Source organism: Enterobacter sp. Cy-643 (genome assembly GCF_011752815.1).
GTDB lineage: Bacteria > Pseudomonadota > Gammaproteobacteria > Enterobacterales > Enterobacteriaceae > Cedecea.
In genome coordinates this window covers 117,370-139,523 of record NZ_VWWV01000002.1, presented here as the reverse complement: position 1 = coordinate 139,523, position 22,154 = coordinate 117,370, and the positions used below count along the sequence as shown (strand labels likewise).

Annotated in this window: 19 protein-coding genes; 9 read left to right on the top strand and 10 right to left on the bottom strand. The window is 54.0% G+C overall.

The window, feature by feature from the left end; translation table 11 throughout:
• The first annotated feature begins 56 nt into the window (after nucleotides 1–56).
• Nucleotides 57–968, top strand: a complete 912-nt coding sequence (gene nagK / locus F3J29_RS08975; protein WP_166865424.1) for an N-acetylglucosamine kinase — start codon at nucleotides 57–59, stop codon at nucleotides 966–968.
• 3 nt (nucleotides 969–971) lie between these two features.
• Nucleotides 972–1,793: a Sir2 family NAD+-dependent deacetylase gene (gene cobB / locus F3J29_RS08970; protein ID WP_166865421.1), complete on the top strand. Its 822-nt coding sequence runs from the start codon at nucleotides 972–974 to the stop codon at nucleotides 1,791–1,793.
• A 375-nt stretch (nucleotides 1,794–2,168) separates the two neighbouring features.
• Here the strand turns inward: cobB and potD are convergent, their stop codons facing one another.
• The 4 genes from potD to potA are packed head-to-tail and all read right to left on the bottom strand — an operon-like array spanning nucleotide 2,169 to nucleotide 5,977.
• Nucleotides 2,169–3,215 carry a spermidine/putrescine ABC transporter substrate-binding protein PotD gene (gene potD / locus F3J29_RS08965; protein WP_166865418.1) on the bottom strand — a complete coding sequence of 349 codons (1,047 nt, stop codon included), beginning with the start codon at nucleotides 3,213–3,215 and terminating at the stop codon, nucleotides 2,169–2,171.
• On the bottom strand, nucleotides 3,212–4,003 hold the full coding sequence (gene potC / locus F3J29_RS08960) for a spermidine/putrescine ABC transporter permease PotC (protein WP_166865415.1): 792 nt from the start codon (nucleotides 4,001–4,003) through the stop codon (nucleotides 3,212–3,214). Before potC ends, potD begins: the two co-directional genes overlap by 4 nt.
• Nucleotides 4,000–4,857 (bottom strand): spermidine/putrescine ABC transporter permease PotB, encoded by an 858-nt coding sequence (gene potB, locus F3J29_RS08955; RefSeq protein ID WP_154187628.1) that lies wholly within the window; start codon nucleotides 4,855–4,857, stop codon nucleotides 4,000–4,002. The genes potC and potB overlap by 4 nt, the downstream gene beginning before the upstream one ends.
• The gene (gene potA, locus F3J29_RS08950; protein ID WP_166865413.1) at nucleotides 4,841–5,977 is read right to left on the bottom strand and encodes a spermidine/putrescine ABC transporter ATP-binding protein PotA; all 1,137 of its coding nucleotides are present in this window, start codon (nucleotides 5,975–5,977) and stop codon (nucleotides 4,841–4,843) included. The genes potB and potA overlap by 17 nt, the downstream gene beginning before the upstream one ends.
• 284 nt (nucleotides 5,978–6,261) lie before the next feature.
• Here potA and pepT point away from each other — a divergent pair, with 284 nt between their 5' ends.
• The 3 genes from pepT (at nucleotide 6,262) to F3J29_RS08935 (ending at nucleotide 8,527) form a co-directional block, all read left to right on the top strand.
• The gene (gene pepT / locus F3J29_RS08945; protein ID WP_166865410.1) at nucleotides 6,262–7,488 is read left to right on the top strand and encodes a peptidase T; all 1,227 of its coding nucleotides are present in this window, start codon (nucleotides 6,262–6,264) and stop codon (nucleotides 7,486–7,488) included.
• A gap of 170 nt (nucleotides 7,489–7,658) precedes the next feature.
• Nucleotides 7,659–8,177 carry a type IV secretion protein Rhs gene (locus F3J29_RS08940; RefSeq protein ID WP_166865407.1) on the top strand — a complete coding sequence of 173 codons (519 nt, stop codon included), beginning with the start codon at nucleotides 7,659–7,661 and terminating at the stop codon, nucleotides 8,175–8,177.
• Nucleotides 8,174–8,527, top strand: coding sequence for a putative T6SS immunity periplasmic lipoprotein (locus tag F3J29_RS08935; protein WP_166865404.1), 354 nt, complete (start codon nucleotides 8,174–8,176; stop codon nucleotides 8,525–8,527). The genes F3J29_RS08940 and F3J29_RS08935 overlap by 4 nt, the downstream gene beginning before the upstream one ends.
• A 446-nt stretch (nucleotides 8,528–8,973) precedes the next feature.
• Here F3J29_RS08935 and F3J29_RS08930 read toward each other — a convergent pair whose 3' ends face one another.
• From F3J29_RS08930 to F3J29_RS08920, 3 genes are all read right to left on the bottom strand, one after another.
• Nucleotides 8,974–9,156, bottom strand: coding sequence for a hypothetical protein (locus tag F3J29_RS08930; RefSeq protein WP_166865401.1), 183 nt, complete (start codon nucleotides 9,154–9,156; stop codon nucleotides 8,974–8,976).
• Between the two features lie 176 nt (nucleotides 9,157–9,332).
• On the bottom strand, nucleotides 9,333–11,066 hold the full coding sequence (locus F3J29_RS08925) for an ATP-binding protein (RefSeq protein WP_166865398.1): 1,734 nt from the start codon (nucleotides 11,064–11,066) through the stop codon (nucleotides 9,333–9,335).
• Between the two features lie 9 nt (nucleotides 11,067–11,075).
• Nucleotides 11,076–12,089, bottom strand: a complete 1,014-nt coding sequence (locus F3J29_RS08920) for an SIR2 family protein (RefSeq protein WP_166865395.1) — start codon at nucleotides 12,087–12,089, stop codon at nucleotides 11,076–11,078.
• 1,053 nt (nucleotides 12,090–13,142) lie between these two features.
• On the opposite strand from F3J29_RS08920, the gene F3J29_RS08915 reads away from it, so the two are divergent.
• Nucleotides 13,143–13,673, top strand: a complete 531-nt coding sequence (locus F3J29_RS08915) for a hypothetical protein (protein WP_166865393.1) — start codon at nucleotides 13,143–13,145, stop codon at nucleotides 13,671–13,673.
• A 56-nt stretch (nucleotides 13,674–13,729) separates the two neighbouring features.
• Here F3J29_RS08915 and F3J29_RS08910 read toward each other — a convergent pair whose 3' ends face one another.
• The 3 genes from F3J29_RS08910 to F3J29_RS08900 all read right to left on the bottom strand — a co-directional run bounded on the left by F3J29_RS08910 (nucleotide 13,730) and on the right by F3J29_RS08900 (nucleotide 17,919).
• Nucleotides 13,730–14,134 (bottom strand): hypothetical protein, encoded by a 405-nt coding sequence (locus F3J29_RS08910; RefSeq protein WP_166865390.1) that lies wholly within the window; start codon nucleotides 14,132–14,134, stop codon nucleotides 13,730–13,732.
• A 131-nt stretch (nucleotides 14,135–14,265) separates the two neighbouring features.
• Nucleotides 14,266–16,692, bottom strand: coding sequence for a DUF3772 domain-containing protein (locus tag F3J29_RS08905; protein WP_166865387.1), 2,427 nt, complete (start codon nucleotides 16,690–16,692; stop codon nucleotides 14,266–14,268).
• A 375-nt stretch (nucleotides 16,693–17,067) separates the two neighbouring features.
• Nucleotides 17,068–17,919 carry an Evf family palmitoylated virulence factor gene (locus F3J29_RS08900; protein ID WP_008453376.1) on the bottom strand — a complete coding sequence of 284 codons (852 nt, stop codon included), beginning with the start codon at nucleotides 17,917–17,919 and terminating at the stop codon, nucleotides 17,068–17,070.
• Nucleotides 17,920–18,421: 502 nt separating this feature from the next.
• Here F3J29_RS08900 and F3J29_RS08895 point away from each other — a divergent pair.
• The 3 genes from F3J29_RS08895 to F3J29_RS08885 are packed head-to-tail and all read left to right on the top strand — an operon-like array spanning nucleotide 18,422 to nucleotide 22,131.
• A complete protein-coding gene (locus F3J29_RS08895) occupies nucleotides 18,422–19,399 on the top strand; it encodes an ABC transporter substrate-binding protein (RefSeq protein ID WP_166865384.1) in 978 nt (325 codons plus the stop codon).
• 3 nt (nucleotides 19,400–19,402) lie between these two features.
• Nucleotides 19,403–21,115 carry an ABC transporter permease gene (locus tag F3J29_RS08890; RefSeq protein WP_166866639.1) on the top strand — a complete coding sequence of 571 codons (1,713 nt, stop codon included), beginning with the start codon at nucleotides 19,403–19,405 and terminating at the stop codon, nucleotides 21,113–21,115.
• Entirely contained in the window at nucleotides 21,103–22,131 is a 1,029-nt protein-coding gene (locus tag F3J29_RS08885) for an ABC transporter ATP-binding protein (RefSeq protein WP_166865381.1), read from the top strand. Before F3J29_RS08890 ends, F3J29_RS08885 begins: the two co-directional genes overlap by 13 nt.
• The last annotated feature ends 23 nt before the right edge of the window (nucleotides 22,132–22,154 follow it).

Genomic DNA, 22,154 nt, shown 5'->3' with positions numbered 1-22,154 from the left:
TGTGACCCGGCAGAACCCAGGCGCAGCTTGAAGCACAGCGGGCATTGGGAGCAGCGATGTATTACGGATTTGATATCGGCGGCACTAAGATTGCACTCGGCGTTTACGACCAGCAGCGGCGTTTACTTTGGGAAGCCCGGGTTGCTACTCCTCATGACAGTTACGAAAATTTCCTCGACGCGGTGGTCGGGCTGGTGGCGCAGGCCGACGAAAAGTTTAACTGCCGCGGTTCTGTAGGCATCGGCATTCCGGGCATGCCGGAAACCGACGACGGCACGCTTTATGCCGCTAACGTTCCGGCTGCCAGCGGCAAACCGCTTCGCGCAGACCTGAGCGCCATGCTTGATCGCGACGTGCGCATCGACAACGACGCCAACTGCTTCGCGCTTTCCGAAGCCTGGGACGACGAGTTCCTCAACTACCCGGTGGTGATGGGGCTGATCCTCGGCACTGGCGTCGGCGGTGGCATCATCATCAACGGCAAATCTATCACCGGTCGCAGCTACATCACCGGCGAATTCGGCCATACCCGCCTGCCGGTGGACGCGCTGGAAATCCTCGGGCGCGACATTCCTTTCACCCGCTGCGGCTGCGGTAAAAACGGCTGCATTGAAAACTACCTCTCCGGGCGCGGCTTTGCCTGGCTATGGCAGCACTTCTACCAGGAGCCGCTGGACGCGAAAGAGATCATCTCCCGCTATCGCCAGGGCGACGAGCAGGCCATCGAGCACGTGGACCGTTTCCTGGAGCTGCTGGCGGCCTGCCTCGGCAATTTATTGACCTCAATTGACCCGCATCTGGTGGTGATTGGCGGAGGATTGTCTAACTTTAGCGATATCTACGCCCAACTGCCGGCACGCCTGCCGAAGTACCTGCTGCCGGTTGCCGCAGTGCCGCGTATCGAACAGGCGCGCCACGGTGATGCAGGCGGTATGCGCGGTGCGGCATTCCTCCACTACACGGAGTAAGTCATGCTTTCTCGTCGTCAGCACCGGCTGAGCCGGTTTCGGAAGAACAAACGCCTGCTGCGCCAACGTTTGCGTCAGCGCATCTTTTTCAGAGACAGACCAGGACCGGAAGCGATGGACAAACCAAGAGTTGTTGTACTTACCGGCGCGGGGATCTCCGCGGAGTCAGGCATTCGTACCTTCAGGGCAGCGGACGGGCTGTGGGAAGAGCACCGCGTCGAAGACGTGGCAACGCCGGAAGGCTTTGCTCGCGACCCGGCGCTGGTGCAGCGGTTTTATAACGACCGCCGCCGCCAGCTTCAGCAGCCGGAAATCCAGCCCAACGCCGCGCACCTGGCGCTGGCGAAGCTGGAAGAGGCGCTGGGCGACCATTTTGTGCTGGTCACCCAGAATATCGACAACCTCCACGAGCGGGCGGGCAGTAAAAACGTCATCCACATGCACGGCGAGCTGCTCAAGGTTCGCTGCGCCAGCAGCGGCCAGGTGCTGGACTGGAAGGACGACATTACTCCGGAAGACCGCTGCCACTGCTGCCAGATTTCCTCGGCGCTGCGTCCGCACGTCGTCTGGTTCGGCGAAATGCCGCTGGGCATGGACGAGATTTACCAGGCGATCGCCACCGCAGACTACTTTATTGCCATTGGCACTTCCGGGCACGTTTACCCGGCGGCGGGCTTTGTGCACGAGGCCCGTTTGCAGGGGGCGCATACCGTAGAGCTGAACCTGGAGCCAAGCCAGGTCGGCAGCGAGTTTGAAGAGAAGCATTACGGTCTGGCGAGCCAGGTGGTGCCGGAATTTGTGGATAAGCTTTTGAAAGGATTGTAGTCGGCTGTTAACCCTCACCCCGGCCCTCTCCCTGAAAGGGAGAGGGGGAAAACCGAACTCGATCCAGTCTCCTCTTCCCTTTGGGGAGAGGGTTAGGGTCAAGGGGAAACCGAACTCGATCCAGTCTCCTCTTCCCTTTGGGGAGAGGGTTAGGGAGAAGGGGAAAACCAAACTCGATCCAGTTCCCTCCCCCCTTTGGGGAGAAGGTTAGGGTGAAGGGGAAAACCGAACTCGATCCAATCCCCTCTCCCCTATGGGGAGAGGGTTAGGGTGAAGGGGAAAACCGAACTCGATCCAATCCCCTCTCCCCTATGGGGAGAGGGTTAGGGTGAGGGGAAAATACCAACCTCGATCCCGTTTTGGGTGAGGGTAAACTTACCGCCCCGCCTTCAACCGCTGATAATAAGACTCATACAGCGCGCTCGCGTCACCCACATCATTTTGCCACTCGCCATCCTTAATCACCTCTGCATCCGGGTACAGCGACTTATCATCCGCCACGTTCTTCGGCAGCAGCTTGCGGGCTTCGAGGTTTGGCGTCGGGTAGCCGATAGTCTCCGCCACCTGCTTAGCCACGTCCGGGCGCAGCAGGAAGTTAATCAGCTTCAGCGCGCCGTCGACGTTCTTCGCGTTGGCCGGAATCGACAGGTTATCCATCCAGAAAATCCCGCCTTCCTTCGGCCAGACGATCTCCAGCGGCGTACCGGCCTGGCGAGCGACGTATGCCGAGCCATTCCACACCATACCGAGGTTCACTTCACCTTCCATATACGGGTTGGCCGGGTTGTCGGAGTTAAACGCCGCCACGTTGGGCATCAGCTTTTGCAGCTCGTGGTACGCGGCCTCAATCTCTTTCGGATCGGTGGTGTTACCGGACAGGCCCAGCTTGCGCAGCGCCATCTGGAACACTTCGCGCGCGTCGTCGGTCAGCAGCAGGCTTTGCTTATACTCCGGCTTCCACAGGTCGGCCCAGCTTGTGACGCTTTTCGGATCAATAGCCTCGCGGTTCACGCCAATCGCCGTGGCGCCCCAGATATACGGGATGGAATAGTCGTTATTCGGGTCGAACGGCTTGTTCAGCATCTCCGGATCGAGATTTTTAAAGTTGCTGAGCTGGCTCTTGTCGATCTTCTGGATCATCCCTTCTTTGCGCATCTTCGCCACAAAGTAGGTGGACGGCACCACTAAATCGTACGCGCCGTCTTTGTAGGTCTTGAGCTTGGCGTACATGGTTTCGTTCGACTCGTAGGTCGAATAAATCACCTTGATGCCGGTCTCTTTGGTGAACTGCTCCAGCAGGCCAGGCGGCACGTACTCGGTCCAGTTGTAGAAATAAAGCGTCTTGCTGTCGTCGGCATGTGCGGCGCCGAAGCTGAGCGCCAGAGCGCCCGCAGCAAGCAGGTGGCGTGGCCATTTTTTCATTTTAACGTCCCCTGAGGTTGAGTTTTATCGCGAAGAATCAGCTGGCTGGCGATCACCAGCAGCAGTGAAAGTAACAGCAGAATGGTGGCCAGGGCGTTCACTTCCGGCGAAACGCCGACCTTGACCATCGAGTAAATTTTTAGCGGCAGGATCTCGTAGCTCGGCCCCGTAACGAACGAAGACACCACCACATCGTCCATCGACAGGGTAAAGCTCAGCAGCCAGCCTGCGGCCACGGCGGGCATCGCCAGCGGCAGAATAATCTTGCGCAGAATGGTCAGCTCGCTGGCGCCCAGGTCACGCGCCGCTTCCAGCATCTTCACGTCGAACCCTTTCAGGCGCGAGTAAACGGTGACCACCACAAATGGCAGGCAGAAGGTGATGTGGGAAAACAGCAGCGACCAAAAGCCAAGCGACACTCCCAGCAGCATAAACAGCACCAGCAGCGAGATAGCCATTACGATGTCCGGGGACATCATCACCACAAACAGCATCCCGCTGACGAACGGTTTGCCGCGAAAGCGATAGCGGTAGAGCGCCACGGCGGTAAGCGAGCCGATAAGCGTGGCGGCGCTGGCGGAAAACACCGCCATCGTCAGCGAATGCTTTGCGGCCTGCAGCAGGCTGTCGTTATTCATCAGCAGGCTGTACCAGTGGGTGGTGAACCCCTGCCAGTTAATGCCGAAGCGAGAGCTATTGAACGAGTTCACGATCAGGATAACGATCGGGATATACAAAAAAGCGTAAATGGCGGACATAAAGCCGCCGCGAAGCAGGCGTCCGATCATTCCAGTTCCACCTTTTTATTCAGCAGGCGCGCCGCGCGCCAGTACACCAGCAGCATCAGGCCCATTACCAGCGTCAGCGTAATGCTCGTCGCCGCGCCAAACGGCCAGTCGCGAATGTTGAGGAACTGGCTCTTAATCACGTTGCCGATCAGCAGATTCTTCGCGCCGCCCATCAAGTCCGAGACGTAAAACAGCCCCATCGCCGGCAGCATCACCAGCAGGCAGCCGGCGACAATCCCCGGCATGGTCAGCGGCAGAATAATGCGCACAAAAGTTTGCAGCTTGCTGGCGCCGAGATCCCGCGCCGCCTCAAGCAGCGGCTTGTCCAGCTTCTCAATGCTGGAGTAGAGCGGCATCACCATAAACGGCAGCAGGATATACACCAGGCCGATAATCACCGCGCTCGGGGTGAACATGATGCGGATCGGCGTATCAATAAGCCCCAGCCACAGTAGAAACTCGTTGAGGTAGCCTTTGGTGCTGAGGAAAATCTTCAGCCCGTAAATGCGGATCAGCGAGTTGGTCCAGAACGGCACAATCAGCAGGAACAGCAGCAGCGGCCGCACCTTTGCCGGCAGCCGCGCCAGAAACCAGGCGAAAGGGTAGCCGAGCACCAGGCAGGCCAGCGTGGCTATCGCCGCCATGTTCAGCGAGTGCAGCAGCACCTGGGCGTACAGCGGGTCGGCCAGCCGGGTGTAGTTATCCAGCGTAAACACCAGACTCACGAAGTTGTCGTTATCGCGAGTCAGGAAGCTGGTGACGATGATCATCAGGTTGGGCAGGAAGACAAACAGCAGCAGCCAGCCCACCACGGTAGCAATCACCACATTCTGGAATTTACGCGAGCTCTTCATCTGCCAGCACAACCTCCCAGCTTTCTACCCAGGTCACCGCCATTTTTTGATCCAGCGTATGGTCAAAGTCCGGGTCGTCTTCGTTAAAGAACTCGCTGACCATCACCAGCTTGCCGTTTTCAAGCTCGACGGTGGACTCCAGCGTCATGCCTTTGTAGTTGCGCTCGCGCACGTAGCCAATCAGTCCGTCCACTTCCCGGGCGTCGTTTACCTCTTCCACGCGCAAATCTTCCGGGCGCAGCAGCACCTTCAGGCTTTGCCCGACGGTCACCGGCTGGTTCACGAAGATATGGCATTCGCGGCCTTCCACGTTCGCCCGCACGCGCTGCTCGTCGATGCGTTCGAGCACCGTCGCGTCAAAGATATTGATCTCGCCGATGAAGCTCGCCACAAACAGATTCTTTGGCTCTTCATAAATTTCTCGCGGCGTGCCGTCCTGCTCAATCTTGCCGTCGCGCATCACCACGATACGGTCGGACATGGTGAGGGCTTCTTCCTGATCGTGCGTGACGAACACAAACGTAATGCCGAGCTTGCGCTGCAGGGCTTTGAGCTCGTTCTGCATCTGCTTGCGCAGCTTGTAGTCCAGCGCCGACAGCGACTCATCGAGTAACAGCAGCCGGGGCTTATTCACCACCGCGCGGGCGATGGCGACGCGCTGTTGCTGGCCGCCGGAAAGCTGGTTCGGCTTGCGCTGGGCGAACTCTTCCAGCTGCACCATTTTCAGCGCGTCGGTCACGCGCGGGGTGATTTCCGCCGCCGGCGTTTTCTGCATCCGCAGGCCAAAGGCGACGTTTTCAAACACCGTCATGTGCGGAAACAGGGCGTAGCTCTGGAAAACGGTATTCACGTGGCGGTGCTCGGCAGGCACATGGGTAATGTCCTGATTATCGAGCGTGATTTGCCCGGCATCGACGGTTTCTAACCCGGCGATAAGGCGCAGAACGGTGGTTTTGCCGCAGCCGGAAGGGCCGAGCAGCGTCAGGAATTCACCATGATTAATGGTGAGGGAGAAGTCAGAAATTACGGATTTACCATCAAAGCGCTTGGCGACTCCCGCCAGGTTGACCAGCATGGAGTGCGAACGAGGCTGTTTTTTCAATTTTTTACGCTGTCCCATAAATGACGTATCCGGAGCGAAGGATACGGGGTTTGTGATTAACCACCTTGGGTTTTGGCACGTTGAGTAAGGGCTGGCATTCTACGGCAAAGCGGCGGGATCGCCAATCCCGATGGCCAGAAACCGTGGCCGTTATCGTCTACGGTTAAAGTGATATTTTCATGATTTCACGTCTCGTTCTGCGAAAACTATTTTTTTCCGTAACCGACTAAAAGTGACCTGACGCAATATCTGCCCGATGCGGCTTATTGATAATTGATGTCACTAAAAACGAGGGTGGCTAAATGGATAAATTACTTGAGCGCTTTTTGCAGTATGTCTCTCTGGATACACAATCCAAACCCGGCGTTAGGCAGGTGCCGAGCACCGAAGGGCAATGGAAGCTCCTGCGACTGTTAAAAGAGCAGCTGGAGCAACTGGGGCTGGTGGACGTCACGCTCAGCGACCACGGCACGGTGATGGGCACGCTGCCGTCGAACGTCGGGCACGCTGTTCCGGCCATTGGTTTTATCTCCCACGTTGACACCGCGCCGGACTTCACCGGCAAAAACGTGAACCCGCAGATCGTCGAGAACTACCGCGGCGGCGACATCGCGCTCGGCATCGGCGATGAAATCCTTTCCCCGGTGATGTTCCCCGTATTGCACCAGCTGATGGGCCAGACGCTGATCACCACCGACGGCAAAACCCTGCTGGGCGCGGACGACAAAGCGGGCGTGGCGGAAATCATGACCGCGCTGGCGGTATTAAAAGGCAAAAACATCCCGCACGGCGACATTCGCGTGGCCTTCACCCCGGACGAGGAAGTCGGGAAGGGCGCGCACTTCTTCGACGTCGACGCCTTTGACGCCGAATGGGCCTACACCGTGGACGGCGGCGGCGTGGGCGAGCTGGAAAGCGAGAACTTCAACGCCGCCTCCGTGACCATCAAAATCGTCGGCAACAACGTGCACCCCGGCACCGCCAAAGGCGTGATGGTGAATGCCCTGTCGCTGGCGGCGCGCATCCACGCCGAAGTCCCGGCGGACGAAAGCCCGGAGTGCACCGAAGGCTACGAAGGCTTCTACCACCTGAACACCATGAAAGGCTCCGTCGACCGCGCCGAGATGCACTACATCATCCGCGACTTCGACCGCGAGCAGTTCGAAGCCCGCAAGCGCAAAATGATGGAGATCGCCAAGAAAGTCGGCAAAGGCCTGCACCCGGACTGCTATATCGAGCTGGTCATAGAAGACAGCTATTACAACATGCGCGAGAAGGTGGCCGGGCATCCTTATATTGTCGAAGTGGCCCAGCAGGCGATGCGCGACTGCGACATCGAGCCCCTCATGAAGCCGATCCGCGGCGGCACCGACGGCGCCCAGCTTTCCTTCAAAGGCCTGCCGTGCCCGAACCTGTTCACCGGCGGCTATAACTACCACGGCAAGCACGAGTTCGTGACCCTGGAAGGGATGGAGAAAGCGGTGGCGGTGATTGTGCGGATTGCTGAGCTGGTGGGGAAGAAGGGGTGATGGGCGCTTTGCTTTGAGTGAGTGAAAGGGAAGGAGGCGAGAGCCTCTTTTCTTTTACCACTATTTTCATATCTACAGGAGGAATGTATTCGCAGCTAATATTCTCTATGTGAATGTTTAAGGCATATTAGAAACCAGGACGATAATACATATAAATAAAGGATGATTTTATGTTGAAAAGAGGCGGTTTAAGACTGCTAACAACTGGCGAGATTGCTCTCGCACAAAAGACTTTTGCATCATCAATTCGTTACCATCAAGTCTGGATTCATCACGGGAGTTATCTTCCTTTCAATATTCAGGAAAGTAATACGGCCATGACGCCTAACGGCGAAATATGGTTTGAAACCAATGTGTACCGGGATGATTATTCCGTTGCTACTGTCGATTCACAGCATCTTTTTTTACATGAAATGGTGCATGTGTGGCAGCATCAGCGAGGCATGATGGTCAGAACCAGAGGCTTATTTTCTTGGGCAGTTGATTATTACTATGATCTTAATGGTAAAAAGTTATCCGACTATGGCATGGAGCAACAGGCCGGGATAGTCAGTGATTATTGGCTGTTATTGAACTATGGTTTCTCTAACTATATCCGAAACATCCGATATAAAGATTACGACCGTCGAGAAAACGTCAGAAATCTTATCCTGAAATACAAACGCGTGCTTGGGAGTTTTCCACTATGAAATATATTGTGATTTTATTGGCGCTGATGCTTTCTGGCTGTGTTGGCGACCGGCTTGATTTCAGACACGCCGGGAGTATTTTTAAAAAAAATAATGACTACATCTGTGTTAACTCCAAAAGAGGCGATGTTATTACCTATTACATTTTAAGTTCATCTGCCGATATCTATAGAGAACCTTTGTTTTTTGCCGATAATATCGCTAAACAGTACCCGGATCATTGCTTTAATCTAATGCTTAAGAAAGGTGTTACCTATAACCTGCTCTATGAAATGAATGATGTTAAGTATAGGGTTAATTTTGCGTTAGATGATGATGGGAGAATAAAGCAGGGTGTGAATAACCTGTAATGAGCGAGGAATGTGATGCATCGCATATTGGGATGTGTGGTGTGTCACATTTTTTGAGGAAGGATATAACTAACTGTGTGTTTTACGTGCTACGTAATTTCTCTTACGGGTATAAAGATAGAGTTACTGATTATTTAATAAGGCTTAAAATATAAAGGCAGAACATCGTTTAAAAAAGGAACCTATTTATCATGAAGAAAAGACTTCTGATTCTGGTGGGGCTAATTTCGGGCTGCGTCGGAGACCAACTGGAATTTAGATTCGTGGGTAGTACTTATCAAAAAAAACAGGGGGTGATTTGCATTAATTGGAAGTGAAGTGTTATGCTTACTCATTATTAAAATTGAATTTTATGATTTCATTAAAATAATGTGGCCACTATTTTATATTAATAGCGCGGAGAAGTGTTTATGGCTATGAAGGCCGCAATTGTGCGGCCAAATATATTAGACGCCGTCTGGTAGTTCACGAATGGCCCTACGTATATTCGTTTCAGCATCATCTAGCTCATTCAAGGCTCGAGATATATCTGAACGGCCATTTTCTACTTTTGAACGAACTCTTTTTAATGTGGATGTTGCATCATCAATAGCACTCAAGGCACGCTTTAATCTTCTTTTGGTATCCAACTTTTAAAATCCTCTTTTAGGTGAAATTACAGTCTAGTGGAAATATATAATGCCAAGCGGCTTAATATTGATCGCGTAGACTTAGCTTATTCCAGAGACAACCTCAAGTGGGCTCTTGCTTGAGGTTGCAGGATACTGTAATACTATGCAAATAACATTTACATCCAGTGAAGACATTACTGAATATTTTGTTTACGCCAATTTTCTACCGCAATCAACAGTCGCTTGTTTTTGACTGGCTTTTGCCATTCATCCCAGAAATTAACCGTGCCGCTATTCGGTTTGTTTATGGGCTCATCGATCCTGATTCTGCTTGGAAGTAAACTCGCATCGCCAACAACCAAGGCCTCGCCTGTATCAAGGGTCGGTAGGATGTCGCTGAACCCGCCGAGGCTATCGGGCAAAAGCCTTTTAATCACCCCCTGATCTTCGGCGTTAGTCAGTCTCATGGACACGAAGTTGCTGCACTGGCTTAGCATCGTTTTATTCACTTCGGAGGGACGCTGGCTTATCACGATAAGGCTGACACCATACTTACGGCCTTCCTTGGCTATGCGCTCGAAAATATCCAAGGAGATATCGTCGGCGGACACAGCCATGTTTCGTTGAGGCATGTAGAGATGGGCTTCGTCACACAATAGCGCGACAGGATGGCGTAGCTCAGATGGAGTCCACTGTTGGACAGAGAAGGTCACTCGAGCGACAAGAGAAACGATCAGTGGGAGAACGTCTGATGGAACCTCAGAGAAGTTGATTATCTTGATACCAGCCTTGCCATTCTCTACAGAGCTTCCGAGCATGGCAGTGGTGAATTTTTCAAGCCAAGAAAAATCCAAAACGTCGTCACCACCGCTGAACAGGAACCCTAAGCGTCTATCAGAGATTTTGTTCTCTAGCCGGGAGATCATCCGGGCAAGTTTTCCAAAAAAATCACCCTGCTTTTCTTTACCTGTCGATGCTCCTGGAACCATCTCTACATTGATCTCGTTCAGCCTGCCCATCAGAACATCCAGACCGAATGGAACTGGGCTATCTACGGTGAAGTGCTTCAGAATTTCTTTCTGGTCACCATCCTCAAGATATTTTCTTTTGGCCTGGTTGATTTCACGGGAGATGATCATTGCCTGATTGGGCGCATTCTGGTCACTCCGGTCAACAAACATTGCAACAAGCGCTTCATACGAAAGCAACCAGTAAGGCAGGTAAAGTACACCTTCATCAATAGTGCGTTTGGCCTCAACATCGGCGGGACCGGCCACCTTGAAATGCTGAATACCTTGACCAACCAATGGCGCGTATTCACCATGAAGATCAAAAACGATAGCGTTGGCCGTAGAGAGCCTTGTCATCTGCTCAATGATCTTGGCTGTCGTCCAGGATTTGCCTGATCCGGTACTGCCGCCGATGAAGGCGTGGCGTTGGAAAAACTTGTTACCGTTGAGATATGCAACGGCATGTTCGTCCAGCGTATATTTTCCCAGCGTCAGAGCATTGCCATCGGCTGAGACGCTGGAGAGAGTGCGCATAAAGTTAGTAAGGTTTTCACCCTCAAGTGAAAAGCAATTCGCGTCAATTTCTGGAACGCTTTCCAAAGTACGGCGAAAGACGTTTTCTCTTTCTCCATCACGATCTAGCATCGTGCCAATCAGGGCAATTTTGCACAGATTGAGTTCTGAGGTCTGTTCGCTAATACCATCGTTGGCAATGTCCTCGATGCCACGCTTGCGGGTTACTTGGGTTATGAGGCCGATGAGATGCTGTCCAGGCCGGCTGCTTTGGAGCACAGCCAGATGGTTGACTTGTAACCTTTTTAGCTGGTCAACATTTTCCACGTCAACGATAACATTTGTTGTATCGACGGAGGCCACTTTTCCAAGCGCGTCTTCATCCCGAAAATTAAATATCGGCATCTCTTCCTCCTACATGATTAGTGATAGGTAATTTTCAAGACTCCAGATATTTCTTTCAACTATCAGAGGAGTCTTGTTCAAAGAGGAGTAGACGATGGACTGCTCGTCTGTGGCTCCCCGTTCTATTGCTAAGTAATTTTGTGCCTTGCCATCAAGGATAAGTTTCCTAACAGCGTCTGAGAGCGTATAGGTAATAATCGTGATAGGGGTATTCTGACGAATGCATTTAGCCATGATGTTCGGTTGAATATGCTCGTCATTGAAGCCGTAGCCAATACACAGGAAGGAGTTGGCAGCATTGATTGCCTGGTCAGCATTGTGAATAGTCGAGCGATATGGTTCCAAATGCGTAGTTTGATATTTCTGAGTGCCCGGCGTCACGATTTCCGGCTTGTAGTTAGCAGGTATTCCTTGAATGTTTGAAAGGGCGACGATGTCTTCAAGGGGCGATTTAAACCAGTCCAGAGAACCGTGGACCTTCCAGATATTCACTCTGCGCGCAGATGTTATTTCATTAGGTGTAGCGCGCTGTCGAAAGAATCCGTGTGAGAATCCCGTGTAATGGTGAGCCCCCTCTTGATCGCAGGCATATTCTGCCAGCCTGTCATAATTAGTAGTCACGATATTTATTTTGGTGAGGCTGCTTTTGAACATGTGGCGCAGCAGGCGGCTTAGCGGAAACATAGCTTGGTTCTGAAGGCTATTGTGGAAGATTTTAATGTCTTCTGAATTGATGAGCGTCCAAGTTGCTATGATAATTCTGGAGGTCAGTTCTTCAGTAACGGCTACTTGGTGCAGCGCCGACTCCAGATCAACACCGTCTAATAAAACTTCACAAAATTTTCTCCAAGCTACAATCTCAGCAGCAGACAAGCCAGAAGTATCGGTATTTGCCACCAAGTGCTTCGCAAGTGCTCCCATTCCAGACATGCCATGGGCAGCCGACGCTCCACTGCCCAAGATTATGAGAGGAGCCTTGCCATAATAATCTTGAGCCTGTTTTTGGTAATCAACTCCTGACATCGAAAACTCCTAATTTAGTATCGTGCTCATCATCGTCACCTTCGCGCAGCGGTTTCTGTAACGAGCACCAATGTCGATCAATAGATCTATTCCGATGCTCTCACGATATGACTTTTTACTCATCGTATTTCATCATGCCATATCGGTTGGTTGCATGAATGTACTTAGTGAAACAGTCCTGCAGAGAATATCTTCAAAGTGTCCACTCTATATGTACCTACGGAATAGTGAGGGTTCTTCCACTAAGTACTTAGCAACTTCCAACAGAATGGGTTTTCAGAGTACTAACAAGAATTGGTCTCAAACCTATTTTTTCAATTGATAATGCTACACCGATATCGGTCATACATTCCTGCTCAAAATCAACATTAGTTTACTTTACCCTCAGCGAGAAAAGTCAATCTTTTTTCGACTTTTCATTAATCATAGATATCTTAAGCACTTCTTAATACAAATAAACAGCAATATTTATTTGACTGTCTTTTACAGTAGGTGAAAGTAGTGGGCTTCAGATTTTACTCATACGGATGATATAACAAAATATAGAAAAAACCTGACATCATTCGATGGGAATCTGACTACTAATATTAGTAGGTTGCGCGCATTTCTACTCAATATGGCAGATGGAAGTCTATTTAACTGAGCATTTCTTGCGATGGATCCTGCACAATCAGGATGGTTTATCAGTTGAAATAAGTTAATTGAGATATTTTTAACAACTTGAATTTAAATAACATGGGGTAATAATTGCTTTTGTGATATTTAATTGGCTTAGTTTGGAAGATGAAATAACCAAAAACTTCATAAGGCTACACCAAAAAAACTGTCCCCAAATGCAACCCCAGTTTCCAGTTATCACATTTCCGCGATCCCCCTCGAGTTTTTTAGGTTTCCAATAATTTTTAACCAAACCACTGTTGACTTATCCAGTATAAAAACAGAAGTTGATACTCAAGAAGCATTCAAAGGTAACCAAAGAAAGAATTCGCCCCCGAAAGGTGCACCAACACCAGACGGGGGCTAACCACAACGTAACTAACCAGGAGTCACATTATGGCTAACGCCGATAGTAACACATTTGCGTACACGGAAATGACGAAGGATCAAACGATTATTGCTCCGGAGTTCACAGCGTTATTAAAAATGCCGCTGGGCGCAAAGGACGATTTATTTCATGTGCTGGATATTTGCAGCTGCTGGGTGGATGAATTAGCCGAAACACATAGCCACGCGGAATACATCGCGCTGGTGGGGCGTTTGCTGGCGGGGTTTAACGTGCTGAGAGTGGTCTTAACGCACCCGCTGCCGCCGCACTTGATTGAGCGGTTAACGGTGGAAGAGGGGCAAGCGGCGGCGCCCGGCACCGTGTCGGAGGCCGATTCCGACGTGCTTTGCGAATATTGCAGCGCCGTAACCCAGGTGCTATTGGGTCAGCAGCTTGGGCAGGCTCAACAGATACAGATGACGGATCTTCTCAGTCAGCTGTTCAGCCTGCTGGAAGAGAATTTAACCGCGCCGCGCTTTGTGCGCACGAAGAAAGGGCTGGCGTGGATGAGCGGCGAACTGGTGCAGGGCCTGCACTAAATAAACGGCGTCCCGCCTTCGCAGTGACAAAGCACGGCGAAGGCGGGCAGGGAAAGTCAGTTTTGGTGCTGCTGTATCTTGAAGCGAACCTGCGTCGCATCGTCAGATATCGACAGCACTTTCCCACTGTAGGTGACAGAAACAAGGTTTTTATCATCAATCTGAATATCGGTAATGGTGCCATAACCGACAACGAGCGGTGTCGCGGTACTTAGCTGGCGGGCAATATCGCTGTCATCGCCACTTAATGGATTGCTCAGGTAGTAGCGATAAGCGACAGGCACGGTAGCACCGCCGCTATTTTGTTCCGTCATATACAGCCAAGTGTTGTGGTTAACCTGATATGCCCGTTTCAGGGGATGGATCGGTTTTGAGGGGCTGAAGTTCATCCAGGCATAGCCAATCACAACGATCGACAGAACGGCCGTTAAAAGCCGATGGCGCCATTTAATCGTCAGCATGTATTTATGTCCTTATAAATCCACTCTCCATGTGGAGGGTAAGGACTAAACCGCCCGCATTCAACGCGCTAGCTGTAAGGAAAGCCCTGAATAGTCAGTAAGTGTTAAGCAGTTCCAAAATTTAGATTCACTTAAGACGAAAACTCATCGTCATCGTCTAAAGCCTTCGCCCGCTGCTTCATAAAAACAACTTCCTGCGGGCTGGACAGATTCACCTCATTTTTGCGCAGCAGCTTGAGGATATTAAACAGCAGTTCGCTTTTACTGGAGCCGACCATGCGCGGGCTGGCGACGTAGCCGGTCACGCTCAGGATGATGCCTTCTGGCCCCAGCTGGCTGAAGCGTACATACGGCGCAGGCGTCGGGAGGATCGCCTCATAGTCCTGGTAGGCGCTGAGCAGTAAATCGCGCACCAGTTCCGGGTCAATATTGGTCGGGAAGGTCAGGGCGATGGTGACCACGCCTTGGGCATTGCCCATTGTGGCGTTGCGCACGTTCTGGGAAATCAGCTGCGAGTTGGGGACGATCATCGTTGAGCGGTCGCTGAGCTGGATCTCCGTGGCGCGCACGTTGATCCGTCGTACGTCGCCCTCAATGCCACCGATGCCGATCATATCGCCGACCTTGACCGGGCGTTCGGTGAGCAGGATCAGGCCGGAGATAAAGTTCTTCACAATCTCCTGCAGGCCAAAGCCGATCCCCACCGACAGGGCGCTGACAATCCAGGCCAGGTTATTCCACTGAATGCCCAGCGCGGCAAGGGTGATGAGGATCAGCAGCACGTAGCCGACGTTGGTAAACAGCGTAATCAGCGAGGCGCGAATGCCGATATCGGTAATGGTTTTGGGCAGCAGCTCCTGGCTGAGCCAGCGCTGGGTTACGCGCAGAATGTACAGACCAATCACCAGGCAAAGCACGGCGTTCAGCAGGTTGCCGGGCACGATGTGCAGCTGCTTCAGCCCGTCGCCGCTTAAAATCGTCACCAGCTTGCCGATAAGCAAGCTCGGGGTGGTGGTGCCGAAGGTGCCGTTAAACAGCGCGATGATGGTCATGAGTATCAGGGCGCATTTGGTGAAGGCGGTAAACACCACCGCCAGCTGCTCAAGGTGCCGGTCTTTAAACCGCAGCGACTTTTTCATCCCCTGGCCGGGGGCGGTGTGCGGTGAAAACACGGCGGCGAAAAAGTCGGTGGCAAAGGTCACCAGATAATAAAACGCCACCAGCACCATGCCGAACCAGATGACCTGGTAAGTCAGGTAGCGGGCGAAGGCGATGTAGCCGACCAGCAGCGAAGCCAGAATTGCCAGCGAGGCGAGCATGACCAGCAGGCAGACCAGGGCGTCGAGTCGGGAGCGCTTCTCGGCGGGCTCGCCGTTTCTTTCCAGACGCCGGTGGGCGTGCTGCACGCGCAGCATCATGGCCAGCAGCACGCTGGCCATAACGGCAGCAATCAGCCCGTTGGCGCGGATCGTGGTGCCGAGGCTGGCGCCAATCGTATTATTAATCAGGTCGAGGCAGCCAATGAGCAGGCCGAGAATGGCCAGCAGCGGCGGGAAGTAACGCACGCTTTCCGCCACGCTGTCGTCGAGCTGCACCAGCCGCCACGAGGGGCGATTCAGAGACAGAAACGCGCGGCCAGCGCCATAAATCAATGAGCAGAACACGGCCAGCTGCACAAAGCCGTCGACAAAATCGCTCACCTGAGGAGAGAACTCTGCCCCCCGGGAAAAGGCGCTTTTCATAATGGAAAGCGCCAGCGCAAAAGTAAACATGGTCACTACCGTGCTGGCCAGCGTATTAAAGCTGCGGCGCAGGCGGCCATCCGGCAGCCAGGTGATGGCGATCCAGACCAGCAGCCGCTCAATCAGGTAGCAGCCAGCGAACACAATCGCGGCGGCAGCCACGAGCAGCCAGCAGGTGCCCCAGAACAACTCGGGTTCCCAGGCCGCCTGCCAGGTTTCCAGCAGCTGCTCGCCAAAAGCATTGAAGCGCTGGATGTCCACGGCCTGAGTGTCGGCTTCCTGCAGCCAGAAGGTGGCGCTCAACATGCTCCCGCTGTTCGAGGCCAGCTGGGATTTAAAATAGGTGCGGCGGAGATCGTTAATCTGGATGCCCAGCGCGCGGATGTTGGTTTGCAGGCTTTGCGAGGTGCTGATGGCCTCATCAATCTGCTTTTTGTCGCTGTTCAGCGCGTTGCGCTGCCGGGACACGCTGGCGGTTTCATTCCCCGCTGCGGTCTCCGGGGCAGGCCCCAGCACCTGCAGCTGAGCCTGCACTTTATCGTGCATTGGCTGCAGCAGCGCGGCCAGGCTATCCACCTCCACGCCCAGCTTTTGCGTGGTATCGAACAGCTTGATCAGCCGGCTGTCGGTGTTGGTCTGCGACACCTGCTGCTTAATGTTGTCTATCTGCGTCTTGTATTGTTTTAGCTGCCCGGCAATCTCTTTCAGGCTGGGTTCCAGGCCTTCGGCTGGTGCCGCCAGGCCGCTTTGGGCCGTCAGACACAGGCCGACAAATAACAGGCAGGAGAGGAGGAAAGTATGCAGAGATTTGCTCATGGGATTGCGCTCAATGTCCCTATTAACGTTCACCCAAGTATGGGCAGGCGCTAATCAGATTGCCATCTTTTATCCTCGGGCGGCCAGAGGGGGGGACTTCTCCCGCCAGCCTGAAGCTTCTTCTTGTCCGGGGCTGGGCATCCTTCGGTGTCACTTACCTTTTCAGTTGCCGTATTGCCGCGCCCCTCAATTTTTTCAATAAACTGCATTAGAAAAGTATTAGCCCCCGAATGGCACGGCGTACACCAGACGGGGGCTGACCATAATGTAACTCTTCCAGGGCGGAGACGTTGAGCAGGTGCCCGTCCCTTCAAGAGTCAGCCAGGGTTGCTCACGGCATTATGCCCGGCCATCCTTTGGCCGGAAGCAATCAGGCTAATAGGCATGCTCCTTTTTGAACTGGTAATCTTTTGCCGGGGAGGAATCATTAAAGATACCGTCGAAGTAGGAGTCGGTCTCATCGATGGCTTTCCCTTCATATTTATCGAGGAAATCATCGACCCGTTTCTTGAAGGTGGGGTTGCTAAAGTACTCTTCAATTTTGAAGGTACCGCCTACGGTATTGACCCCGAACTTGAGGTTCACCTCATTGTAAGAGCCGCATGAAGTGGCTATTTTCTTTTGCGCCTGGCTGAAATAGGTGCCGTAGACCAGGAAACTGGGCTTATAGAAAATATTGCCGCTGTTGTCTTTGAATAAATCGTGAGTGGAATATGCATACAGGTAATTGTAGTCGGCGGTGGTCTTATTCATTTCTGCGCTAAGCCCGTCGCCAAAGCCTTTCAGGAAGGCAGCAAACGCAGAAACATTCCCCGCGATAACGCTGCAGGCAAATTCAATCACCGTTTTGGCTATTTCAATTCCTTTGACCGACGTGTCCAGGCTTTTATCGCCTGAGACCGGATCGGTAAAGAAAGCATTGAGCAGCTGCTGAGTGACTTCTTTCCACTCTTTATAATTATATTTATCGGCACTGTTAGGGGCTTTTTTATTTACCGCTGCGCTGGCAACGCCAACGAAGCGTTCCATTAATACGCGGCCAGCCTCCACCTGTTTTTTTAAATTAGCGGGGGCATCATTGAATTGATAGGTTTGATATTGTACGGCGCCATCCTGAGACAGGCCGGGAACGAGCGGGGGTTTGTCACTCAGGAGCTCAGCCCCTTTCAAGCCGTGGATTTGACTAAAGTACGCTTCTGCCGCGTCGATTGCTTTTTCATTGAACATAACAATGTTCTCCACAATGGATATTTATGCTGTGTGTCAAATAAAAACGGAGTATGCCATATAATATATTTATTTGACGTTGGGTAAATAAACTAAATATATGCAATATGTTTCCTGCCACGTTTAACTTTTTTCGCCAAACGCTCGATGATTATAGCAACCGGATAAACGCGCACGATTTTTATATGTGCCTGGTGCAGGGTTTGGCTTATTTGTTATTTGATTGATATAAAACATCATGCTCGTGCAATATATAATGTGTTGATTTCTTATTTTTTAAAATAACAGTGTTGATGCTGTTAATTTAATTTAAGGCAATATGCAGTCAATGAAAAACAGCCCATTATTTACCGGGATTAATAATGTTTTCCTCCTCTTAGGGCTATTAAGCGCTACGCTTAACGTGCCTCAGGCCAGCCAGATGTGTTGCCAGTCTGGGTTCGGTCATACTCTTGTCAGATTTGGCTGGTTTAATCGTCGCCACGGAAAAAAGGGACATAAAATGATGAAAAAACATGTGTTGTTGACGGTCATGCTGGCGGTTATGAGTGCTTCTGCTCTGGCAAAATCGACCTTAACGCTTTACACCAGCCAGCCCAATGAAGACGCGCAGACCACCGTCAGCGCCTTTGAAAAAGCGAACCCGGATATTGAAGTGAAATGGATCCGCGACGGCACCAGCAAGCTGACCGCCCGCTTACAGGCGGAAATGGCCGCCGGGGGCGCCGCGCCGGACGTGCTGCTGATTGCCGACAGCGTGACCATGGAATCCCTCAAGCAGCAAAACCTGCTGGCGGCCTACAAGTCGCCGGAGGCGGCGCGCTTCGATGCCCAGCTCTATGACAAAGACGGCTATTACTACGGTACCAAGTTGATTACCACCGGCATTGCGTACCACAGCAAAGCCCCGGTCAAGCCCACTTCGTGGCTCGATTTGCTCAAACCCGAGCTGAAGAACATGACCACGCTTCCAAGCCCGCTTTACTCCGGCGCGGCGCAGATCCATCAGGCCGCAATCATGGGCGCGCCGACGCTGGGCTGGCAGTACTACGAAAAACTGAAGGCCAACGGGGCGATGCCGCAGAGCGGCAACGGCGCGGTGATGAACGCCATTGCCTCCGGCAGCAAGGCTTACGGCGTGCTGGTCGATTACATGGCGATCCGTGAGAAAGCCAAAGGTGCGCCGATTGAGTTTGCCTTCCCGACCGAGGGCGTGAGCATTGTCACCGAGCCGGTGGCGATGATGAAGGGCGCTAAAAATCCCGACGCGGCGAAAGCGTTTATCGACTTCGTGCTCTCCAAAGCGGGGCAGGAGCTGGTGCTGAAACAGGGCTATCTGCCGGCCGATGCCAGCCTGCCGGTGCCGCAGGGCTTCCCGCCGCGCGACAGCATCAAAATCATGCCGTTTGATGCCGCCAAAGCGCTGGCGGACACCGACGCGAACAAAAAGCGGTTTGCCGACCTGTTCGGTAGCCGCTGATTGATGCTCAGCCCGGCATTGTCCCGCCCCGACGACGGCAGCCTGATGAAAGGGCTGCTGCGCCTGCTTGTCGTCGTTATTGCGCTCTTAAGCCTGCTCCCCAGCCTGCAGCTGCTGGTCTCCGCGCTGCTGGACTGGCGGCTGGGCGGCCAAAGCAGCCTGGGCCGCGTGCTTAGCAACCCAAACACCTGGAGCGCGCTATGGAACAGTGTATATACCAGCGGCCTGGGGGCGCTGCTTTCTCTCCTGCTGGGCAGCCTGTTTGCCTTTTGCCTCGGCCTGATGAACATCCGGGGTCGCCAGGCGTGGGCGTTTCTCTTTATGCTGCCGATGATGATCCCGCCGCAGGTCACGGCCCTGAGCTGGCTGCAGCTGTTCGGCCCCGGCAGCGTGCTGCTCAACAGCCTCGGCCTGGCGCCGGGGTTTGGCAGCCCCAATCCGCTTTATTCCGCGGAGGGGATCGCTTTCCTGCTCGGCATCCAGCACGCGCCGCTGGTGTTCCTGACCCTGCGCACGCAACTGCAGAGTTTGCCGCAGGAACAGATTGAGGCAGCGAGGCTGAACGGCGCTTCTTCTGGGCGCGTTTTCATCGACATTATTCTGCCGCTGTGCCGACCCGCGCTGTGGGCCGGGGCGGCGCTGGCCTTTGTGTCCGCCCTCGGCAACTTCGGCATCCCGGCGATGCTCGGCATCCCCATCTCTTATTTTGTGTTGCCCGTGTACATCTACCAGACGCTCTCCAGCTTTGGCCCGTCGATGCTGAACGAGGTGGCCTCGCTCTCGGTGCTAATGGGCGTGCTGGCCATCGCCATTGTCACGCTGCAGGGCATTATGCAGCGGCGTTACGCTTTGCCGCTGATCGGCATGGCCGGGCGGGCGGCAAGTATTGCGGCCGGGAAAGGGCGGCTGGCGGTGGAGATCCTGCTCGCGCTCGTGCTGGCCGGGGTGCTGCTGGCCCCGCTGCTGGCGCTGATCGCCACCTCGCTGGTGCCAACCCTGGGCGTGCCGCTCAACGGCGACACGCTGACGTTTGCCGCCTGGACTGGCATTTTTGATGAGCAAAGCGCCACCTGGCGGGCGCTGAGCAACAGCCTGCTGCTCTCCGTCAGTGCCGCCGCGCTGCTGATGGCGCTGAGCCTGCCGCTGGCCTGGCTGCTGGTGCGTCGCCCCAGTCGGCCTTTGCGCTGGCTGCATAGCCTGATCGACATTCCCTACACGCTGCCCGGCGTGGTGCTGGCCATCGCCTGCATTCTGCTGTTTGCGCGCCCGCTGCCGCTGCTGAACGTCAGTCTCAGCGGTACGCTGACGATTATCTTCTTCGCCTACCTGGCCCGCTTTCTTACCGTCTGCCTGAAGCCGGTTCACACCAGCATGCTGCAGCTGGATCCGGCCATGGAAGAGGCCGCAAGCCTGGCGGGAGCCGACGCCTCCCAACGCTTACGCCACATCGTGCTGCCGCTGCTGGCCCCGGCGGCTTTTGCCGGGGCGCTGCTGGTGTTTCTCACTGCGGTGAACGAACTGACCGTCTCTGCGCTGCTCTGGAGTGCGGGAAAAGAAACTCTCGGCGTGGTGGTGTTTAACCTCGACGAAAGCGGCGACAAAGTGATGGCCTCGGCGATTTCCGTGCTGGTGGTGGGGCTGGTCGCCGTGGGGATGCTGTTGCTCGGCGCGCTGGGCCGCTATTTACCGAAAGGAGTCATTCCATGGCAGAGCTGAGGCTGGACAAACTTAGCAAATTTTTTGGCGAACAGGCCGTGGTGAAGGATCTCAGCCTGACGATCCCGTCCGGGGCGTTTACCGCTCTGCTGGGGCCGAGCGGCTGCGGCAAAACCACCACGCTGCGGATTGTGGCCGGACTGGAATCGCTGAGCGGGGGGCGTCTGTGGCTGGGCGATAAGCTGCTGGCCGGCAGCGGCACCCACGTTCCGCCGGAACAGCGCGACATGGGCATGGTGTTTCAGTCTTACGCCCTGTGGCCGCACATGACCGTGGGCGAAAACGTCGGTTACCCGCTGAAGCTGCGTCAGGTAAACGGTGCGGCGCGGCAGAAAAGAGTGATGGAGGCGCTGGAGGTCGTGGAGCTTGGGGCCTATTTCGGGCGCTCGCCCCAGGAACTCAGCGGCGGGCAGCGGCAGCGGGTGGCGCTGGCTCGTTGCCTGGTCTCAGAGCCGCGCGTGGTTCTGCTCGATGAACCGCTGGCGAACCTCGACCGCCATCTTCGCGCCACCATGGAGCAGACTTTTCGCGAGTTTCACCGTCGCACGGGGGCGACGTTTGTCTACGTCACGCACGACCAGGCGGAGGCGATGGCGCTCGCCAGCCATATCGCGGTGATGCATCAGGGCGAACTGATGCAGTGGGGCACGCCGCAGCAGCTGTATCAGCAGCCGCAGAATAGCTGGGTGGCGGGATTTATCGGCCAGGGCAGCGTGCTTTCCCTCGCCGTTTCGCCAGGTTTACAAAGTCTGGATCTCGCCGCCTTGCACGGCGGACTGGATCAGCCGGGGCGCGATAAAACCGTGCCGGTTCTGGTGCGTCCGGAGCATGTGCAGATCGCAGGCAGCGGGCCGGTTGCCAGCGTCGAAAGCTGCATTTATCAGGGGGAACGCTATCTGCTGGAGCTGCGTTTGCAGGACGGGCAGGCGCTGAGCGCGTTTCATTCAGCGCCGCTGGCGGTGCGGCAGAGCGTGAACGTGCAGCTGTTACAGGGCTGGCGGCTGGATGCGGCGTGACAATGACGCCGTTGGCAGGAATA

What these genes read in the sequence shown, in the direction of transcription:
- nagK (WP_166865424.1), top strand. Translation starts at nt 57, where the DNA reads ATGTATTACGGATTTGATATCGGCGGCACTAAGATTGCACTCGGCGTT.
- cobB (WP_166865421.1), top strand. Translation starts at nt 972, where the DNA reads ATGCTTTCTCGTCGTCAGCACCGGCTGAGCCGGTTTCGGAAGAACAAA.
- potD (WP_166865418.1), bottom strand. Translation starts at nt 3,215, where the DNA reads ATGAAAAAATGGCCACGCCACCTGCTTGCTGCGGGCGCTCTGGCGCTC.
- potC (WP_166865415.1), bottom strand. Translation starts at nt 4,003, where the DNA reads ATGATCGGACGCCTGCTTCGCGGCGGCTTTATGTCCGCCATTTACGCT.
- potB (WP_154187628.1), bottom strand. Translation starts at nt 4,857, where the DNA reads ATGAAGAGCTCGCGTAAATTCCAGAATGTGGTGATTGCTACCGTGGTG.
- potA (WP_166865413.1), bottom strand. Translation starts at nt 5,977, where the DNA reads ATGGGACAGCGTAAAAAATTGAAAAAACAGCCTCGTTCGCACTCCATG.
- pepT (WP_166865410.1), top strand. Translation starts at nt 6,262, where the DNA reads ATGGATAAATTACTTGAGCGCTTTTTGCAGTATGTCTCTCTGGATACA.
- F3J29_RS08940 (WP_166865407.1), top strand. Translation starts at nt 7,659, where the DNA reads ATGTTGAAAAGAGGCGGTTTAAGACTGCTAACAACTGGCGAGATTGCT.
- F3J29_RS08935 (WP_166865404.1), top strand. Translation starts at nt 8,174, where the DNA reads ATGAAATATATTGTGATTTTATTGGCGCTGATGCTTTCTGGCTGTGTT.
- F3J29_RS08925 (WP_166865398.1), bottom strand. Translation starts at nt 11,066, where the DNA reads ATGCCGATATTTAATTTTCGGGATGAAGACGCGCTTGGAAAAGTGGCC.
- F3J29_RS08920 (WP_166865395.1), bottom strand. Translation starts at nt 12,089, where the DNA reads ATGTCAGGAGTTGATTACCAAAAACAGGCTCAAGATTATTATGGCAAG.
- F3J29_RS08915 (WP_166865393.1), top strand. Translation starts at nt 13,143, where the DNA reads ATGGCTAACGCCGATAGTAACACATTTGCGTACACGGAAATGACGAAG.
- F3J29_RS08910 (WP_166865390.1), bottom strand. Translation starts at nt 14,134, where the DNA reads ATGCTGACGATTAAATGGCGCCATCGGCTTTTAACGGCCGTTCTGTCG.
- F3J29_RS08905 (WP_166865387.1), bottom strand. Translation starts at nt 16,692, where the DNA reads ATGAGCAAATCTCTGCATACTTTCCTCCTCTCCTGCCTGTTATTTGTC.
- F3J29_RS08900 (WP_008453376.1), bottom strand. Translation starts at nt 17,919, where the DNA reads ATGTTCAATGAAAAAGCAATCGACGCGGCAGAAGCGTACTTTAGTCAA.
- F3J29_RS08895 (WP_166865384.1), top strand. Translation starts at nt 18,422, where the DNA reads ATGATGAAAAAACATGTGTTGTTGACGGTCATGCTGGCGGTTATGAGT.
- F3J29_RS08890 (WP_166866639.1), top strand. Translation starts at nt 19,403, where the DNA reads ATGCTCAGCCCGGCATTGTCCCGCCCCGACGACGGCAGCCTGATGAAA.
- F3J29_RS08885 (WP_166865381.1), top strand. Translation starts at nt 21,103, where the DNA reads ATGGCAGAGCTGAGGCTGGACAAACTTAGCAAATTTTTTGGCGAACAG.